We start from the raw sequence: 16,984 nt of genomic DNA on the forward strand, positions 1-16,984 counted from the left end.
GCTTCACGGCAGGCCGCCGCTTTCGGCGGCGAATTCCTCGCGGAAGGCCAGCAGCCGCGCCAGCCGCTCCTCGGCCAGCGCGCGCCCGCCCGCGGTCTGCATCATCCCCGGCAGCCTGGCCAGCTTGACCATGATGTGGTCGAGCGCATAGCTGCGGTCGTCGAATTCGCGCGCCAGCCCCAGCGGGTCGTCCGGGTGCGCCAGGCTGCTGCCCATGCGGCCGGCGATGTAGAACATCCGCGCCAGGCCCACGGCGCCGAGCCCGTCGAGGCGGTCGGCGTCCTGCACGATCTGCGCTTCCAGCGAGGTAGCCGCGATATTCGCCGAAAAGCTGTGCGCGGCGATCGCGTGCGCCACGGCGTCCAGGCGCTCGGGCGGAAAGTTCATCCACGCCAGCTGGTGGCGCGCCAGCTGGGCCGAACGGGTCGAGGCCTGGTTGCGCTCCGGGTCGTTCTTCGGCAGGTTGACCAGGTCGTGCAGGTAGCAGGCCGCCATCACCACCAGCGCGTCGGCTTCCGGATGCTGCACCAGCAGGGCCTGGGCATTGCGCCAGACGCGCTCGAGGTGGGCGCTGTCGTGGGCGCCGTCGCCGCCGCTGCTGCCCGCGGCCATGGCGGCCAGGCGCGGGCGCCAGGTGGCGAGATCAGTATGCGGGGTGTTCTGCGCTGCGTCGTTCGGGTCGTTCATGCGGCTCTTCATGGGTCAGGGCAGGCACGGCGCGCTGCGACAGCGCGTCCGCCCGGGTGTTCTTGTGGCGTGGAATCCAGCGCAGGGTGGCGCCGGGCAAGCGCGCCAGCAGCGCGTGCGCCCGGCTGCGGTAGGCGCGCAGAACCGGTGCGCTGGCGCTGTCGGGCGCGTGGACGTCGTCGATCACCACCTGGCTGTCGCCGTACACGGCCGGCGCCTGCGCGCCATGCGCCACGGCCGCCTCGAGCACGGCGATCAGCGCCTGGTATTCGGCCTCGCTGCTGTTGCCGTGGCCGGCCTGGCGCGACAGTTCGATGCGTAGCCCGCCCGGCCCTTCGAGCAGGGCGCCGATGCCGCATCGTCCGGGATTGGGCCGGGCCGAGCCGTCGAACCAGGCGCGCCATGGGGGGGCGGCCACCGGCTGGTGCTGGCGCCGGGCCAGCGCCGCGGCCGCATGGGCCCGGCGCGCCGCGGCGCCGTGTTCGCTGCGCAGGCGCTCGGCCGCGCGCGCCGCCAGCAGCCGTTCCAGTCCGGCCGCACCGGCCTGCAGGGTGAGCGTGGCGCGCAGCGCCTCTGCTTCCGGCATGCCGCTGCGGGCGGCGAGCTTGCGGCTGGCGGCGAGTTCCGACTTGAAGGCGGCGGCGAGCAGGGCGGTGTCGTCGGTTGGGTGAAATGACATGGCGCAAGCATAGCAAAAAGGCAGCCGAAGCTGCCTTTTCCGTCTCTGGACCGTCGGGATCAACGGCGGTAGGGATTGTCCGGCCGGCGGTCGTAGCGGTTCGGGACGCCGTCGCCGTCGATGTCGCGGTCGTAGCGGTTGCGCACGCCGTCGTTGTCGAGGTCGCGGTCGTAGCGGTTCGGCACGCCGTCGCGGTCGAAGTCGCGGCGGCCGCCGCGCTCGTAGCGGTCGGGGATGCCGTCGCGGTCGCGGTCATAGCGGCGACCGTCGCGGTTGTATCCGTAGTCGCCGCCGTCGCGGTACCCGCCGGCGTACACCGGGGCGTAGCCGCGGCGCTCGTAGCGGTCGGGAATGCCGTCGCGGTCGCGGTCCCAGCGCCCCGGCTCCATGTACCAGCCGCCCTGGCGCTGGTACCAGCGCGGCGGTGCGTACACATAGCCCGGACGGGCGGCGACCCAGTAGCCCGGCACCCAGGCGTGGCGGTGGCCGCGCCATTCCCAGTAGCCCGGGGCCCAGACATGGCCGTGGCGCGGGGCAGGTACGCGTTCATAGATGGGCGCCGGCGGGGCCGAGCCGATGTACAGTTGGAAATCGGTCTGCGCCATCGACGGCAGCGGCGCGAAGGCGGCGCCAAGGGCGATCAGGGCAGCGAGGGTGTAGGTGCGCTTCATGTCGGGTCTCCAGATCCAAAAACGGATGACCCACTATATCGCCGGAGTCCGGCGGGAGGGAGCGTTGAAGCAGATGCTTACATCTGAAACCTATCTGTAAAGGTAGGTTTTCATAGGAAAATCAGCTACTTATGGCCAAATTAACATCCCTTCTATATCAACAATTTGCCACCTATTCCAAGCAATAATCAAACACTTACAACAGCGTTTTAGTAAAAAATCTGTGCCATTTTGGGCATAATAGCGGGCCCAGAAGGCAGGGCAGGAGCCCCCCATGTTCATCGAACGCCAGCAACATCCAACCATCGAATTCGACCCCACCGCCGGCCAGGAAGAACCCGTCCTGGCGCACTACTTCAGTGACCGCGCCGAACCGCTCAAGTCCGTGTTGCCGCTGCTAATCGAAGGCGCCGCAAAGGGCGAGGAGCGGGTGCTGGTCGTGTCGTCGCCGTTGAGCGAGGTGATCGACGAGACGATCCGGCTGCACCAGCATCCGGACTATCCGGCCATGGTGGTGATCGACGAGAAGTATCGGGCGCACTTCACCGCAGTTCGGCAGTCGCTGGCTCAGGCGCTGGCTAAGCTCGATGCGATCCAGTTTGCGGCAATGGACGAGGACGAGGACTGTTGAGCAGGATCAAACCCGGCGCGCGGCCGGGCCTGCTATTCTCCCAGGATGCATAAGCGAACCGACCGCCTGACAGCCTTCCACGTCGACCTGGCCATTAACCTGGCCGATTCGCACGGCGTCGCCGCCGGCGCCAGTCAGCTATTCCAACTCGGGCTCCCGCTCGAGCTCGCCCGCAGGGTGCTGCTTAGGCCCGGCGAGCGGCGCAGCGCTGTACCGACTGCCGCCGAACGCGCGAACCGCCCAGAACATAGGCCACCGCCTCCAGGCTGACACGCCGCACGCTTCCATCGCTTCCAGGAAAATGCTGTCGGCCACCTCGCGCGGCACGATTCCGTCCGTGTAGAGCGAGTCGTGCACCACGGCGGCAGCTTGACCGACGCCGGCGAACAGCCAGTAGGCGAGGGGGATGCGCGGAATGCTAGCGAAGTCGGTAACGAACCCCTTACGCACGATGATCATGCGATCGAGCTTCGCCGAGTAGAACGCCAACAGGCCGGTAAGCCGCCAGCGCTCATCGTCCAGCTGCTCGACCGACAGCGCCGTGTGGAACCTGGCGGGCGCCGTCATTTCGCCACCGCGGCCTTCGCCGGATATTCGAACGTGGCCTTGACGGTCAGGTTGGCGCAGCCGGCGAGGGTGGTGACCAAGACCAGGGCGATGAGCTTTTTCATTCGGTCTCCAGGGTGTCGAAGCGGGTGAGGTTGCGGGCGCGGATCGTGGCGATCAGCTTCTGCGCGTAGTCGGGGTCGGTCGCGTAGCCGGCAGCGGCGACAGCCCGGGCCCAGCCTTCGCCGGTCTTCTCAGCCCAGCACTTGCTGTAGCGCGGGTTGTCGCGGAAGAACTTGGCGCGGTCCAGGATGCAAGCCGACCAGGTGGGGTAGACGCGCCACTTGGCGACCACCTTGATGGATTTGCCGCGCACCACTTCGGTGGTCAGCATGTCCAGCGTCTCGCCCTTCCAGGATCGGTCAGCCTTCACGCCGAACAGGTTGCGGCCCTGCTGGGCGAGCCTGGAGGTGCCCCAGGCGGATTCGAGCGCGGCCTGGGCCAGGGTGAAGGAAGCGGGAATGCCGGTGATGCGCTGGCACTCGCGCGCGGCGGGAAGCAGCAGGTCGAGGAATGCGGTAGGCGGCATGTTCAGCCCTCCTTGCTCGGTGCGTCGGCCGGCAGGCCGAACTTCGTGTTGGCCAGGCTCTCGAGCTTGAACAGCGCCCGGCTGCCCATGTGGGCCATGATCCCGACCAGGGCGTACTTGAGCGAGACCGGCGCGCCGATGTAGTCGCACAGGTGCGCGGTGACGATGCCGGTGAAACCGGAGATGCACAGCTCGCCGACGAACTCGGTGATGTTCCACGCGCGGGCGTGGCCGTCTCGCATCTTCCGGACGAACGAGGCCCAGCCGCCCCACAGGGACAACAGGATGAGGAGGATCCAGCTCAGCAAAGCGTCAACGTCGATGCTGCCCTGCGGGGTCGGTGGGTTCATGGCGTGCCTTTCGTATGGGCGTAAAAAAGCCCGCCGAAGCGGGCTGGGTGGGTGCGGCTGAGGAGGTCAGGCAGCGAAGTGCGCCGGGGCGCCAAGGCCCAGTTCCGGCATCTCGGCAATCAGTTCAGCGTAGGAGGGCTCGGCGCGCTCGCCAGCCTTGAACTCGGCCAGCACCTGTTCGCACTTGGCCCAGCAAAGCGAGCGCCAGGCCCGGAAGGCTTGGCCCTCGACCTGGTAGCGCTCCACCTCGGGCGCTTCGGCGTAGGTGATCACCGAAAGCAGGTTGTCGTAGCCATAGCTGACCGCCTTGGCATCCATGTGCCGCTGGACCTCGGCCATGTATCCGGCGACGATCTGCGCTTCCGGCGCCGGCGCTGCGCCGAACTGCTCACCATCCCACACCATGCGCGCGTCCGCCGGGGGATGCGGTACTTCGATCGCACCCTCTGGAGGCTCTGCACCGTCGAAGCCACCCAGGTAGCGGCCTTGTTCATCTACGAAATATTGGGTCATACGAAGGCCCTCACAAAGTAGACGCCATTGGCAATGTTCGGAGGATTTGACGAGAACACGATGTAAATGTTGGCAGCGTCAGCGGTGACGGTCGCTCCTCGAAAGGCAGTACCTTCGCCGTAATAGACGACACACGGAACCGAGTAAACGCGCCCGGTTACAGTGTCGCGAGCAAAAAACAGAACTATCTTTGGCACCACGCCAAGCCCGTGAGCTATCGTCAGACTGCCGTTCGCTGTGAAAGTCTGGTCAGCCGAAGTAAACATCTGAACGAGCGCCGAAGACAGTGGTACATAATTTGTCGGATCAAGAGAAGGGTCAGTTGTTCCAGAACCAGCTGCCGTCTTGCGGCGATAGGTCAAGCGGGTCAGCGGACTGATCTTGTTAGCATCCTGCGCGACAGTCTGGCCGCTGACCCACAGGGTGGCGTTGGCGGTGGCGACTGCTGCGGCTGCAGCGTCGGTAGCGGTGGTGGCAGCGGTGCTGGCCGTGACCGCACTGTTGTAGGTCTCGACTGCGTTGTTGTAGACGTTGTTGGCTACGGCTGCGAATTGCGATACGGCCGTGACCAGCCAGGTCACGAAGGCGTCGACGCGATCCGAAAAGGTCGCCTTGACGTTCCGCTGCGGCGCGGCCGGGGCTGCGCTAATGGTTGGTGGGGTAGTCGGCATCAGATCATTCCTTGCACGGTGAGGTTGAGGGTTGCGTAGTTGACTTTGTCGTAGGTGAACTTACCGTTACCTAGGCCGAAGGTTCGGAGGGATCGGTAGTTGGCCATATCGGTACCGATCCACGTACATGGCACGCCCATCACGTTGGTAAGCGCGTCGACTACGGCGTCGGTGTCTTCGATGGGAACCCAAGCCGTGATCGCCATGTCTCGGGCGGCCTTGCCCTTCTTGATGCTGGTCTTGCCGCGTTCGTCGGTGACGATCCGGGCATAGGACTTCGGCTCGACGGTCACGCCGCTGAGCGCCGGGCCGCCGAGCGAAACGAGGTCACCAAGGGATGCCATGCCGCACCGGGCCACACCACTCGGATTGGAGATCGAAATCGTCACCTCGCAGCTAGCGTACGGTGCCAGGTCGGTGACCAGAAAGTCGGTCTTGGGCCTGAACGGCGAGAAGTAGTACTCGTAGTAGTCCTCGGGCTGAGAACCCTCGAGCGATCCGCTGTAGCTGTACACCGGCGACCCGCCGGGGGTGTCCTTGATCGTTATCGCGAGCGCGCTACCTTCAAGGCCGGCGAGATGCATTGCATTGAACGCCCCAGGCCGGAACGTGGTCGTTAGCGTACCGGCGCACATCGACTGCGTGCTGACCTCGCTATCGAACATCGACAGGGAGCTGGTAGCGCCCAGGTCATACCAGCGCTCCGAGTCATCCTCGGGAGGGTTGCTGTTCACCCCGGGGATTTTGTTCTCGAAGCGCCGGCCGATCACAGGTCGGTAGACCACCGTGCCGACCGAGTAGGTCGCCGTGGCATTCCAGTCCGCTTCGCCGGCCAGCTTGCTCACTGCGGTGCTGCTGGTGATCATGCTGGCCGTGATGGTCAGAGGGGAAATGAAGCTGACTGGTGTCATGGACCCTCCAGTACCAGGCCGGCGCCGCCATTCGACACTTGGTCAAACATGGTCGTCAGCTTATCCATACTGCTAGCCATTCTTTCGTTGGTTTTGCGCATTTCTGCCATCTCAACTTTCAGGTCCAAGGTTTCCGACGACTGCTGCGCCGACGACTTCGACATGCTGCCAACCTGAACCACCGGCGCGGTCGGCGCCGTGAACACCGGCAGAGAAGGCGACAGCCAGCTCGACATGTCCCGATACATCGCAGCCAGCGCCGCCGGGTATGCATCCGCCTGCTTGATGCCCTGGGCCAGCTTCGCCTGGACCGCAGCAAAGTCACGCTCGTAGTAGAACGAGTCGGCGCCACGGTCCTTCGACGCCTGCAGGAAAGCCTGCATCGCCTGGGTGTCGTTGACGCCGGCGGCTTCGAACTGCGACTTGGCTGCGCGGTACTTCGCATCCGGGTCGAGCGCCGACAGGTTGCCAAGCAGCAGGGAGTCGTTGAAGTCGCGCAGGGCTTTCGCTGCTTGCTCGGCTCGGCCGATCGAATCCATGATCGCGCCGCCGAACGAGCTAACAAACTCTTTCTGCGCTTTAACCGCCTGGACTTGGTCGAACAGAGCGCGGTTGCTTTCGTCGAGAGCATCGCGCTGTTTTTTTAGCAGCTGCCCTGATGTCAGCGTGAGGTCGTCCAGCTGCTCTTGAAGTCCCTTCCGCTCCGTCATGACCGTGATCTGATCGAACAGACCGCGGTTACTCTCGTCTAGCGCGTTACGCTGCCTCTCGAGCAACTGCGCGGAAGTCAGTGTCACCTGGTCGAGCTTTTCTTGCAGGTCCTTGCGCTCGCTGAGAATGTTGATTTGATCAAACAGCGCCCGATTGCTTCCCTGGATAGCTTCGCGTTGCTTCGCCTGCAGTTCCGCCGCAGACAAAGTGACCTCATCAAGTTGGTCTTGAAGGTTCTTGCGCTCAGCGAGAACCGTGACTTGATCTAGCAGTGCTCGGTTACTGGAATGCAGGGCATCACGCTGACGTTGGAGCAGTTCGGACGATGACAAGGTCAGCTTATCCAACTGATCCTGCAGGCCCTTTCGTTCCGTCATGAAACTTATCTGATCGAACAGAAGACGGTTGCTCTCGTCAAGTTTGCCGCGCTCTTTATTGCGCAGCTGCTCGGGCGTTAAGGTCAACTGGTCGAGCTGCCCCTGCAGGCCTTTCCGCTCCTCTGTTACGGCATCGGAGAGCTGCGCGAAAGCGGCACTCACCCCAAGCAAAGCAGTTACGGCTCCGGCGCCTTTCTCGCCCAAGGCCATCTGCGCTTCCACAAGCTTCCTGAACTCGTCCTTGGTTGCTGGCATCTGCAGGCCAGCTGCCTTGAAAGCGTCCGCCACTTGCTTCGTTGCGGCCGCAGTCTTCTCGCTATCGCTGTAGAAGTTTTCGTAATAGGCGGAGGTTGCTCCGGCCAAGTTCTGAATACCTCCAGACGCATTGATGAGTGCGGTTACCGCACCATCGCTCAAGGATGAGAAGCCGACAAGATGGGCGCCCATGGTCTTCAGGGCCGATTGCGTGGCGTTGATGCTCTCAACAACCTTCGCCATCTCATCAAGCCCAGCCTCCTTGCCAAGCGAGTCGAGCATCTTCGTCGCCCACGCTGGCAGGCCGATACCATCAAGCGCCTGGCGCACCGACTTCGTCAGTGCCTCAAGGTATTGCTGCTGCCCCTTCGCGCCGTCCGCAAACTCCTTTGGAGCCCACTTGGAGGTGCGAGTATCCTGCCAGTCGACCAACTTCTCTCCCATCTTGGAGATCACCAGCGAGCCCCATGCGCCATCTTTCGATGTGTCGTCGGCAAAGGCGGTGGCTGCCGTGTAACCCGCAGTCTTGCCAAACGCAAGCGCCGTGGAGTCGAGGATGCCGACCATGCCGGATGCCAGCTGAGTAACTAGCTTCTCCGTCTCGCTACTCGTGCGCGTCGCCTGGAAGTTCAGCGATTCAGCACGAATCACGCTTGCCCCGGACGCCGAAGCAGATGCAGCCCCGCCAGTGTGGTACGTGCCGGAGGTGTCGAGCTTCTTCCAGATCGCTACTGCAGCACCGATGCCAAGGGCGATCGGGCCCAAGGCGCCGACAGCCATACCAAGGCTCGATGCGATGCCGCCGAGCGTGCCAGTGGCAGCCAGCGAACCGGCAGCAGCCAACGACCCTCCAAGCGTGGTTGCGCCAGTCAGCCATCCAGCGCCGGCCATAACCGAGCCAGCCAGCCCGCCGGCGCCGAACAAGCCGGCGATCCCGCCGAGGCTCGATGCCGCACCCATCGCACCGCCAACGCCGCCGCCAGAAGCCTGCGCAGCACCTGGGGCAGAGCCAAGCAGCGCACCGGTAACCGGGGCCATGACACCTTGAATCACCGGACGCAATACGAGCGTGCTGAACATGTTCTTCAGCGTGTCGACTAGGTTCTTGCCGAACGACTTGCCGGACTCGAAGCCGCGGAGGAGGGCGTCGGTCAGTGAGCGGTTGATGTCCTCGGCCGCTCTTTTCCAGTCCTCAGCGGCTTGCCTGGCCGAATCGGCGGCAATTTGCTTGCGGGCGCCCTCGTCCTTTGCAGAGGCGAGTTCACGCAGGGCGGCAGCCTGCGCGCGGTATAGCTCCGCCACGCGGCTGCCTGGCTCTACGGCATCCAGTGAGGCCGCGGTTTGCTCCTTCAGCGCTGCTGCATCCTGCAGGCGACGGACGACCAGATCCGCAGCAGCCTGCGTGGACAGACCAATCACCTCGTTGCTTTGCTGCTGAGCGGTGATTTGCTCCAGCAGTGAGTCGCGGTACTGCTCGGCGGTCTTGATGCCTTGCTCATACAGCTTGTCGGATTCAGCTTGAGCCTTGATCTGGTCGTCGCTCGCCTTCTTGATGCCAGGCTGTTTGGCGAGCAGGTCCGCTTGCGCTTTCGTCAACTGGTCAAGCGAGAGGGCGCCTTTGCCATAGGCCTTACTCAAGCGCTCCCAGTCCTCGGCAAAACCGGGAGTCAGGCCCGCGAGCTCTGCTAGCAGGCCAGCCTCCTTCTTGAGGGCTTCGGCGGCCGTCTTCGCTGCGGCCTCGCGCTTCTTCTGTGCAGCCTCGTCGACGTCGGCGTACTTCTTGCGAACGACGGCGAGAAGTCGCTCGGTTTCGACTTGCGAAAGGCCAGCTTCAGTAGCTTTGGTGCGCGCTGCAGCGATGTCGCGGGCGCGGAGTTGCTCGCGGCTGAGCAGGGTGTCGAGGCCGTTCGTGATCTCAATGCGAAGCTGGTCAGCACGCGCCCGGCGCGCTTCAGACTCGGCCTCCTGCTGCGATAGACCAAGCTTCTTCTGCATCGCCGCAATCTCGCCGTTCAGGACGTCGAGTAGGGCCTGCTGCTTCCGTGCACCCCAAGTGTCCTTGCGCGCGTTGGCATCGTCGATATTCTTCTGGATCTTGGCAGCGCTGGCAGTCAGGTCAGCAAGGGTAGTGTCTCGCCCCATGCTGAGGAACCAGTCCTTAGTCGCGCCGGCTGCCTCGAGCACACCGTTCTTGATGCCCTTCCATGCGGACTCGATGTAGCCCAGGTTCTCTACTACCCGTGCGGTCTGGCTGGTGATCCCTTTCGCGTGCTCTTTCTGCGCCAGCGTGACCGCTTCGACAGTTCGGCCCTCGTCCTGAAGTGCCTTGACTTGGGCGTAGGTCGCGCCGCTTAGGTGGTGATACTTCCCGATCAGGTCAGCAAGCCCCTTGACCGGATCCCTGCCAAGAGCATTGTATTCTTCAATGGTGACGCTCACCTCGCGCCCCAGGTCGCGCTGAGCCTTGATGGCGGCCACGCTCAGGTCGACCATTACGGCGCCGGAGATTTGGCCGGTGGCAACCATGGAAGCCAGCACCTTGGCCGCGTTGCTCTGCGAGCCGACGAACTCGGCAGTTTGCGCTGCAGCCTCAGCCATCAGGGCGGCAGACGTGCCGGCAGCATTGCCGGTGGTGGCGATCGCGAGGTTGTACTCGCGCGCCTCCTTGCTGCCAGCGTAGAAGGCATAGGTCAGGCCGGCGACGGCAGCCGTAGTAAGAGTGATGGGGTTAAGCAGGCCGAGAAGGTGCGACCCCACGTTTCTGATGGCGGCGCCGACGCCGCCAAATGAATCGGCAATTTGCCCGCCTTGCTGCATCAGCACAGTCAGTGGCGACGATCCACCTTGCAGGCTGGTGAGCACGTCGGTCATCTGCGCCGGCAATTGCCGCATGGCGTTGCTGGTCTGTGCGGCCGACTGTCCGGCACGCTGCTGCGCCTGTTCGACCGCGCGCAGCTGCCGCAGGTACGGCTCCAGCGCCTGCGGATTGACGCCTCGCTGTTGCGCCAGGATCTCGAAGTAGCGAGAGCCTGCGCGCCCCCCCGATTCCATCTGAGCAGTCGTGCGCTGGATCGCGGAAATCAGGCTGCCCTGCGAGCGTGCCGAGTTGTTTGCGCCAGTGGTGATCTGGCGTTCGGTACGCTCGGCCGCGTTCGTCGCCTGGCGGAGGCCAGCCTCGACGCCGGAAGCGTCGGCCACGATCAGAATCTCGGCGGTGTTGGTCGTTTCTGCCATGCGCGCTCCAATGAAAAAGGCCCGCCGAAGCGAGCCTTGTGATATTGAGTGTTACTTGACGTGTCTATGCGCTACCGCCCTCTACAGGCGGCCTTAAGGTATCAGCGGTAGGCGAGTGACGGAACGCCCACGCCAGCGTTATCACCCAAGGGATGAAAAGCCACCCCAGCAGCAAATTCACGATAAAGATAGAGTTGAGTGCTGGATGCTTGACCTTCCTTGCGCGAAAAGTCGGCCAGAAATAAAGCCACACCAGCACTACAACGAGTGCCACCAGCACGATGAACTTGAAAAAGTCTCCCATGACCGCCCCATAAAATGTTATGAGGCAATAATACACCAGTCAGATTGTGCAGTTTGGGTGCATTTTTCTCTTGGCTTTCAAGTACGCTTCGTGCGCTTCTTCTTTGGTTTCATAATTCCCCAAATGGTAGTACTTACCGCTCAGCGTGAGATGGGCTCTCCATGGCCTAAAGCGCTTGTCATTGCGAGAAACGCCCAGCAGCCCGCTAGAGTGATTGTCACTCTTCGCGTGTCGTTTGTTCTGAGCATTCTGCGCATCGGTGGCCGGCCGCAGATTGCACCAGCGGTTATCGTCACGAACACCGTTGATGTGGTCAATCTGATCGGGCGGCCAAGCGCCCGTCATGTAGAACCATGCTAGCCGGTGGGATCGGATCTTCTCGCCGTCAATACTGATGATGCGGTAGCCGGAGGCTTGATGAAACCAGCCGGCCTCTGCCCCAAGAACCGCTCGATTCGACGTCACCTTTTTCCACTTGAACAGGCCCGATTTAAAATCATATTCCAGCAGCTCTTTAACGCGCTCTAGTGTTGGCAGAGTCATGTAATCTTCCCCATCCGGCGGCGATAGTCTTCGACATCCGACCAAGTGCCGTCCCAAGGGTACCCATCAGCGTACTCCTTCCAAGATTTAAGACCTAGCTTTTTTACTAGCACGCTGGCGAAGATAGAGCCGTCCCCGAAGCGATCGTGGGCCTTAGCGGCCAGGGGCTCGTTAATTTGCCTCAAGCCAGGGTAGACTCGCCTCCACCAGCTATGCAGGAAAGCCATATGGTTGCACAGCCCCTCAACATTCACTCGGGTCGCCTCATCAAGTTGACCTGCTTGCGCAGCCAAAACGCGCAGCGATTCAACTTCGCGATCGAGGATGTCGAGCACCCAGACGCGGAAAGCTTTCGCTACCGGAGTGCGGGCGAACATTGCAATCAGGTGCGCACCACGCAGACTGAAGAAGCGAACAGCCTGCATGCCTCCGGCGGTCATCACCTTAATTATCTTGGTCATCGTCGGCGTGAACTCGTCCGAGTGAGCACCATAGAGCTTTGAGACGGCCGCATCAGGGTTCGCATACTCCAAGGCCTGGCCAACTTCGCGAGCACTCATCCAGAGCTGCCCACCGCTAGTAATCGTTTTGACTTCATGCGCGCCGAAGGTCAGCGCATGTTGCATCTTGGTAGTGCCTGCTGTAGCATTCATTTCAATTCCTCTCTGGAAGAAACCCCGATCCCTGCCGCCAAGCTCGATCGGGGTTTATTTTTGTTGTGCTGCCTGCTGGTCTTGGGTCCGACTCCGCTCAAGCATCTGAATCAACTCGCTGTTCATACTGCGGCGATTTGCCTGCGCCTTGCCGCTCAGCCACTGCTTCAGATCGGGCGGGAGGCGAAGGCCGAATGGTTTAATTGCGGTGCTCACTTTTGCTCCTTATGGCTACATGATGTAGCTATGGTTACATGGTGTAGCTATCGAGTCAAGCACTTTTTAACTACACTGTGAAGCCATGACGAAACCAAAAACAACTCGCCCACCAACTGCGCACATCACGCCGTTCGGCCTTCGTATGCAGCCTGAGCTAAAGGAGCGATTAGAGGCGGCAGCACAGGAAGCTGGCCGCTCTCTAAATGCCGAGATAGTCGCGCGCCTGGAGCAGAGCTTTGAGCCGCGTCAAACGATGATCCTTATCGACGAGTTCGAGAACATGCTCCACGGCGTTCTGGCCGAAATCAAAAAGGCTCAGTAAGGGTCATCCGAAATGGAAGACCCTTAGCTCATCAGCACTTTCGCCAATGCCGCCAGACCAAGACAGCCTGCACCGACCCCGATTCCTGCAGCAGCGATATATGTAGCAATGGCCAAGCGGCGCCAGACGATTGTTGTGTCTTCCTGATTCATTGAATCTCCATAATCTATTCGCGCATCGCCTGTAGCGCGGCGGCTTCCATCACCCGCACATCGGCGAATAACTCCGGCCACTCCGCGCGCGGCACGCCCTGCAGGCGCAATACGACGGGCACCACGTTGTAGTCGAGCCCTGCCTGGCCGCCCATACCAATGCGCCACTGTGTTGCCAGGGCGTTAAAAAGCTCATAGCTTCTCAAGTTCTCAGGCCAGATTTCGGCGCCGCCGCCAAGGTCATCTTCTGTCAGGCCAGCCACCGCCAATTCCTCGGCGGTGGGGGCGGAGGTGTATAGCGCCTCCGCCAGGGCTTTCAGTTTCCCAGGCGACCTTCGACGATAGCTTCGCGGTAGGCGCCGACGATTGCAGCGACAGCGGCCGGCAGCTCATCCACCAGCTGCTCGACGGCCTCGCGGTCGAATGGGATATCGAGATTCCAACCCTTCACCGCACCCATCAGCGTATCGACGCTCGCCGCGGTCTGATACTCGACCAGATCAGACTGCTTGAGCTGCGGGACTTCCTCACCGGCCTCGGCCAGCTTCTTGTAGCGCTCCGATTCTGCATTGGCCTTCGCCTCGACGGAGGCCTGGATACTGTCCACGAAGGCGGCGTGCTCTTTGCGGGTGCGATACACGTAGTCGATCCGGACGCAGCCGGTCGAGCCGTCCAGCATCGGGAAGGTGACTTCCTTCGAGAAGGTTTCCGGACGCTTGCCGAGGGTGATCTTTTGTGCTTTTGCCATGATTTTGTTCTTTCAGGAAGGAGAAAAAGACCGCGAGGGGCGACCTCGCGGCGGAAAGCCGGCACCGACCGGCTGGCAAAACGGATTAGTAGCGGACGACTTTGTTCTGCAGCGAGAAGGTCGCTTTGACCGCCATCACATTGCCCTTGCCCATGCTCGGCGACTCGTTGAACGAGCAGTAGCCAGCGTAGAGCAGGGTGCCGCCGTTCGGCAGGACGCCCTTCAGGCAGGTCAGCTTCACGCCGTCCGAGATTGCCTTGAGGGCGGCATGGTGCGCCTTGGTTGGCTCGTCGATGATCGTCAGGGTGACACTGGTTGCGCTGAAGCCGTCCGGCAGCATGATCGGCATGTCGCTGTCGAGGGTCTGCACCTCGACGGTCTTGCCATCGCCGCCGCTGATGTCGGCCTGGTTCACACCAGTGATCGGCACCCAGGTCGTGACCTTGCGCAGCGTGCCGATGCCGGCGCCGGCCGGGAACAGGTTGACGTCAGTAGTGTCCAGGCCCTCGAGGGTGACGGTGGTGCCGGTAACGGCCTTCGCGCGGAACACGCGACCATTGGCCTTGCTCCAGCCGCTGGTGAACTCAAGGAAGTCGCCAACAGTGTAGCTATTGGTGGCCGTCAGAACAGTCTCAGCCGCGTTGGTGGCGGCGGTGACGCTGACGGCCGTAGCGAATACGGTCGCTACGGCGAACGCGATGTTGTTTGGCAGTTGCATTTAGGGCCTTTCGAAGTTAAAAGCCCGGGAGCCGGGCAAAGAAAAAGCCGCCCGGACTGCTCGGGGCGGCTTAGATGGAAATCGGTAAATCAGCAGAGCAGGTAGAAGTCTTGGCGAGTGCCGCGGCTGCGCGTCTCTTCGTCGTAGGTGGCGATGCGGCCGCTTGCGACCTCGGGCTGCAGGGCGGTCGCGGCGCGGATGGCTGCTTCGACCTCGGCGCCAAGCTCGGACGCCTCGATGCGATCCTCGCCGGCCCACACGCTTACTTGCATGCGCACCCGCTGCTTGTCAGGCTGCTCGCCGGTCAGGTAGTTGATCGGCTCGCCGCCCACGACCTGGTAGACGATGAAGGGCGCGTCGGGGCCTTCTGGCGCGAAGTCGGGCAGAACACGGCCGCCGGCGAGGTGCTTCAATGCGTCATAGATGAGGGCTTCAGGTGTCACGTGTTCCTCGCGAGGATTTCAGACAGGGCGCGGGTCATCGCACTGGTCGCCGCGCCTTTCTTGCTTTCGTAGGCCGGCCGCATGAATGGGTAGGCCGGCGCGCTGGCGGTGCCGTACTCGAGCTCGGCGGCCCGACGGTGTGCAGCCCATCCGATCTTTCGTCCTGTTCGGGCGCTGACCCTGGTATTGCGCGGCACGAACTTGTGCCCGTGTTCGACGAAGCGCCAGTAGAAGGCATCACCACCGCCATAGTCGCCCTTGCGCACGGTGACCAGGTACGCCTGGCGGTTGCCCCCGTCAGATTGTTCCTCCAGGCGCTTGACGATGATGTTGCGGTAGATGGTTCCGGTCTGGATGTGCGCCATGGCGTTGCGTTTAGCCTCGTCGCGAAAGACCTCGGCGCCGGCGAAGCCAACCTTGCGTAGAGCGGGCTCATTGACCGACTCGCGGATCTCGCGCACCGTTCTTTCGACGACCTCCGTCAGTTCGCTCATGTCGATCCGGATCATTTGGCCGACTCGCAGACCAGGAACATAAAGCGGCGGTCCCGATCGTTCGGCAGCACCGACTTGATGTTGTAGAGCGCACCCTTGTAGGCGACGCGCATGCTGTTATCTACGTCTGCGCGGGCTCGGATCATGATCGAAGCGCGGACGGTCGACACCGGGAGGCCGTTCCGCAGCACCTCGGCGCCGGATTGATGGCGAACGTCAGCCCACACGGCAGCCACGTCGGACCATTCGCCTACGATCTGGCCGGCGGCATTCTTCGTGGTCGGCGGGCGCTGAATCGTGATCTTGTCGTTCATTCGTAGATCCTGTATCTGTCGAGCAGCCCACTTAGGTATTCGCCGCTCTTGCTGCCGGCCGGCAAGTGCAGCAACTCCAGCCGCCCGAGGATATAGCTCTGAATCGCCGCCGGCACCGCGGTATGATCAGCGCCGTAGCCGCAGCGGTATTGCACCTCGACGGCGTTCACGCGATCGGCGGTGGGTGGCCATTCCCGGCCCGGTGCCGGCACGATGTAGCCCGGCTCGCTCACGCTGTCTACGAGGTAGTCTTGCGGATCGAGCGTTTGCAGCACGCCCGCCGGGTCGTAGAACTTCACGTGCTCGACCGCAATCAGCGGCGCGCCAGACATCTTGATCGCGCCAGGGAAGGCATCCATTGTGACGCGCCTGGTTTGGTCAATCAGTGCTCGCTGCAGGAGGTGCTCTACTTCGCCGGCAATGCCGCGCACCTCGAGCTCGACTTCGGCCTCCATGTCGGCCCCGTCGGCGCGCGCCTTGCTGATCGCGGCAGCAAGCGGCACCGGCAGGCCGACCGGCGGCGATACCAGTTTCGTTGTCATCGGTTGTTCCTTTGAATTGAAGCAGGGCGGTAGCCGCCGATCTGCGCCGGCCTGGCTTGCACTTCGACGCGCTGTGGTGCGTAGCCGGGGCCGGCCGGCGCCCGCGCGTATTCGATCTGCTGGCTGTAGCGCAGCGTCACGGCTCCTCCGGCGGCGGCCATCTGGGACGGGCTGACTTGCAGCAGCCGGGCGGCGCGCAGCAACGCAGGTCCAGCGGCCAGCTGCAGCGCCCCACCGGCGACCGCCATGCGACGCCCAGCAAGCAGCCGAACGTCGCCAGCAGACATCGCGAGCGCGGCCGGCGCCACCGAAACGCGCCTGGTCACGCGCATTCCGACATTTCCGCCGGTGAACGCGAGCGCAGCCGGGGAAACCGGCATTTCGTAGCTGCCAGCCGGCGGCGACGGCATGTATTCGAACTGGATCGATCCGCCGGTGATCGTCATTTCTACCGGCGCGACCGTCATCCGCCGCGAAACTCGCATTGCGACGGCGCTGCCGGTGGCCGACAGATCAGCTCGCGCTACTACGATGCGGCGTGCCGCCCTGAGTCCGACGTCGCGACCGGTTGCCTGGAACGATGCCGGCTGCACTGGAAGTGCACGCGCGGCGATTAGTGCAGCAGAGCCGTTCGCGAGCGAAAGCGCAGTCGGCTGTGCCGCGAGTCGACGCGACACTCGCATCTCAACTTGGCCGCCACCCATCAC

The 16,984-nt window shown here is 62.9% G+C and carries 25 protein-coding genes; 2 read left to right on the plus strand and 23 right to left on the minus strand.

From position 1 onward, the window contains the following. Positions 1-3 precede the first annotated feature (3 nt). Genes AB3347_RS02995 through AB3347_RS03005 form a run of 3 tightly spaced genes read right to left on the minus strand, consistent with a single transcriptional unit; the run spans position 4 to position 2,037 of the window. Positions 4-687 (minus strand): HD domain-containing protein, encoded by a 684-nt coding sequence (locus tag AB3347_RS02995; RefSeq protein WP_369090272.1) that lies wholly within the window; start codon positions 685-687, stop codon positions 4-6. Beyond that, positions 644-1,366, minus strand: a complete 723-nt coding sequence (locus tag AB3347_RS03000) for a ribonuclease HI family protein (protein WP_369090273.1) — start codon at positions 1,364-1,366, stop codon at positions 644-646. Before AB3347_RS03000 ends, AB3347_RS02995 begins: the two co-directional genes overlap by 44 nt. Before the next feature lie 59 nt (positions 1,367-1,425). After that, positions 1,426-2,037: a binary toxin-like calcium binding domain-containing protein gene (locus tag AB3347_RS03005; RefSeq protein ID WP_369090274.1), complete on the minus strand. Its 612-nt coding sequence runs from the start codon at positions 2,035-2,037 to the stop codon at positions 1,426-1,428. A gap of 274 nt (positions 2,038-2,311) precedes the next feature. Between AB3347_RS03005 and AB3347_RS03010 the strand changes: the two genes are divergently transcribed. Next, the gene (locus AB3347_RS03010; RefSeq protein WP_369090275.1) at positions 2,312-2,668 is read left to right on the plus strand and encodes a hypothetical protein; all 357 of its coding nucleotides are present in this window, start codon (positions 2,312-2,314) and stop codon (positions 2,666-2,668) included. Positions 2,669-2,806: 138 nt separating this feature from the next. On the opposite strand, the gene AB3347_RS03015 is transcribed toward AB3347_RS03010, so the two are convergent. The 11 genes from AB3347_RS03015 to AB3347_RS03065 all read right to left on the minus strand — a co-directional run bounded on the left by AB3347_RS03015 (position 2,807) and on the right by AB3347_RS03065 (position 12,541). Next, on the minus strand, positions 2,807-3,235 hold the full coding sequence (locus tag AB3347_RS03015; protein ID WP_369090276.1) for a DUF1353 domain-containing protein: 429 nt from the start codon (positions 3,233-3,235) through the stop codon (positions 2,807-2,809). Positions 3,236-3,335: 100 nt separating this feature from the next. After that, positions 3,336-3,803 carry a glycoside hydrolase family 73 protein gene (locus AB3347_RS03020; RefSeq protein WP_369090277.1) on the minus strand — a complete coding sequence of 156 codons (468 nt, stop codon included), beginning with the start codon at positions 3,801-3,803 and terminating at the stop codon, positions 3,336-3,338. Positions 3,804-3,805: 2 nt separating this feature from the next. After that, positions 3,806-4,153 carry a phage holin family protein gene (locus AB3347_RS03025; RefSeq protein WP_369090278.1) on the minus strand — a complete coding sequence of 116 codons (348 nt, stop codon included), beginning with the start codon at positions 4,151-4,153 and terminating at the stop codon, positions 3,806-3,808. A gap of 66 nt (positions 4,154-4,219) precedes the next feature. Continuing rightward, positions 4,220-4,666 (minus strand): hypothetical protein, encoded by a 447-nt coding sequence (locus AB3347_RS03030; protein ID WP_369090279.1) that lies wholly within the window; start codon positions 4,664-4,666, stop codon positions 4,220-4,222. Beyond that, positions 4,663-5,337: a hypothetical protein gene (locus AB3347_RS03035; RefSeq protein ID WP_369090280.1), complete on the minus strand. Its 675-nt coding sequence runs from the start codon at positions 5,335-5,337 to the stop codon at positions 4,663-4,665. The genes AB3347_RS03030 and AB3347_RS03035 overlap by 4 nt, the downstream gene beginning before the upstream one ends. Next, positions 5,337-6,248: a hypothetical protein gene (locus AB3347_RS03040; protein WP_369090281.1), complete on the minus strand. Its 912-nt coding sequence runs from the start codon at positions 6,246-6,248 to the stop codon at positions 5,337-5,339. Before AB3347_RS03040 ends, AB3347_RS03035 begins: the two co-directional genes overlap by 1 nt. After that, positions 6,245-10,825, minus strand: a complete 4,581-nt coding sequence (locus tag AB3347_RS03045; protein WP_369090282.1) for a phage tail length tape measure family protein — start codon at positions 10,823-10,825, stop codon at positions 6,245-6,247. The genes AB3347_RS03040 and AB3347_RS03045 overlap by 4 nt, the downstream gene beginning before the upstream one ends. A gap of 64 nt (positions 10,826-10,889) precedes the next feature. Further along, the gene (locus tag AB3347_RS03050; protein ID WP_369090283.1) at positions 10,890-11,129 is read right to left on the minus strand and encodes a superinfection immunity protein; all 240 of its coding nucleotides are present in this window, start codon (positions 11,127-11,129) and stop codon (positions 10,890-10,892) included. Positions 11,130-11,168: 39 nt separating this feature from the next. Further along, positions 11,169-11,672 (minus strand): HNH endonuclease signature motif containing protein, encoded by a 504-nt coding sequence (locus AB3347_RS03055; RefSeq protein WP_369090284.1) that lies wholly within the window; start codon positions 11,670-11,672, stop codon positions 11,169-11,171. Further along, positions 11,669-12,325, minus strand: a complete 657-nt coding sequence (locus AB3347_RS03060) for a Bro-N domain-containing protein (protein WP_369090285.1) — start codon at positions 12,323-12,325, stop codon at positions 11,669-11,671. Before AB3347_RS03060 ends, AB3347_RS03055 begins: the two co-directional genes overlap by 4 nt. Positions 12,326-12,379: 54 nt before the next feature. After that, the gene (locus tag AB3347_RS03065; protein WP_369090286.1) at positions 12,380-12,541 is read right to left on the minus strand and encodes an Arc family DNA-binding protein; all 162 of its coding nucleotides are present in this window, start codon (positions 12,539-12,541) and stop codon (positions 12,380-12,382) included. 85 nt (positions 12,542-12,626) lie between these two features. On the opposite strand from AB3347_RS03065, the gene AB3347_RS03070 reads away from it, so the two are divergent. Next, positions 12,627-12,866: an Arc family DNA-binding protein gene (locus tag AB3347_RS03070; protein ID WP_369090287.1), complete on the plus strand. Its 240-nt coding sequence runs from the start codon at positions 12,627-12,629 to the stop codon at positions 12,864-12,866. Positions 12,867-12,889: 23 nt separating this feature from the next. On the opposite strand, the gene AB3347_RS03075 is transcribed toward AB3347_RS03070, so the two are convergent. The 9 genes from AB3347_RS03075 to AB3347_RS03115 all read right to left on the minus strand — a co-directional run bounded on the left by AB3347_RS03075 (position 12,890) and on the right by AB3347_RS03115 (position 16,954). Next, positions 12,890-13,018, minus strand: coding sequence for a hypothetical protein (locus AB3347_RS03075; RefSeq protein WP_369090288.1), 129 nt, complete (start codon positions 13,016-13,018; stop codon positions 12,890-12,892). Between the two features lie 14 nt (positions 13,019-13,032). After that, on the minus strand, positions 13,033-13,281 hold the full coding sequence (locus AB3347_RS03080) for a DUF1799 domain-containing protein (protein WP_369090289.1): 249 nt from the start codon (positions 13,279-13,281) through the stop codon (positions 13,033-13,035). A 53-nt stretch (positions 13,282-13,334) separates the two neighbouring features. Further along, complete coding sequence (locus tag AB3347_RS03085; protein ID WP_369090290.1) at positions 13,335-13,766, minus strand: phage tail assembly chaperone; 432 nt, start codon at positions 13,764-13,766, stop codon at positions 13,335-13,337. An 85-nt stretch (positions 13,767-13,851) separates the two neighbouring features. After that, positions 13,852-14,484 carry a phage tail protein gene (locus tag AB3347_RS03090; RefSeq protein ID WP_369090291.1) on the minus strand — a complete coding sequence of 211 codons (633 nt, stop codon included), beginning with the start codon at positions 14,482-14,484 and terminating at the stop codon, positions 13,852-13,854. An 89-nt stretch (positions 14,485-14,573) separates the two neighbouring features. Beyond that, positions 14,574-14,927, minus strand: coding sequence for a DUF3168 domain-containing protein (locus AB3347_RS03095; RefSeq protein WP_369090292.1), 354 nt, complete (start codon positions 14,925-14,927; stop codon positions 14,574-14,576). Further along, the gene (locus AB3347_RS03100) at positions 14,924-15,436 is read right to left on the minus strand and encodes an HK97 gp10 family phage protein (protein ID WP_369090293.1); all 513 of its coding nucleotides are present in this window, start codon (positions 15,434-15,436) and stop codon (positions 14,924-14,926) included. Before AB3347_RS03100 ends, AB3347_RS03095 begins: the two co-directional genes overlap by 4 nt. Beyond that, positions 15,433-15,735, minus strand: a complete 303-nt coding sequence (locus AB3347_RS03105) for a phage head closure protein (RefSeq protein WP_369090294.1) — start codon at positions 15,733-15,735, stop codon at positions 15,433-15,435. Before AB3347_RS03105 ends, AB3347_RS03100 begins: the two co-directional genes overlap by 4 nt. Continuing rightward, a complete protein-coding gene (locus tag AB3347_RS03110; RefSeq protein ID WP_369090295.1) occupies positions 15,732-16,277 on the minus strand; it encodes a hypothetical protein in 546 nt (181 codons plus the stop codon). Before AB3347_RS03110 ends, AB3347_RS03105 begins: the two co-directional genes overlap by 4 nt. Then, positions 16,274-16,954, minus strand: coding sequence for a hypothetical protein (locus tag AB3347_RS03115; RefSeq protein WP_369090296.1), 681 nt, complete (start codon positions 16,952-16,954; stop codon positions 16,274-16,276). Before AB3347_RS03115 ends, AB3347_RS03110 begins: the two co-directional genes overlap by 4 nt. Between the last annotated feature and the right edge of the window lie 30 nt (positions 16,955-16,984).

Source organism: Massilia sp. X63 (assembly GCF_041023745.1).
Classification (GTDB): Bacteria; Pseudomonadota; Gammaproteobacteria; order Burkholderiales; family Burkholderiaceae_D; genus Telluria.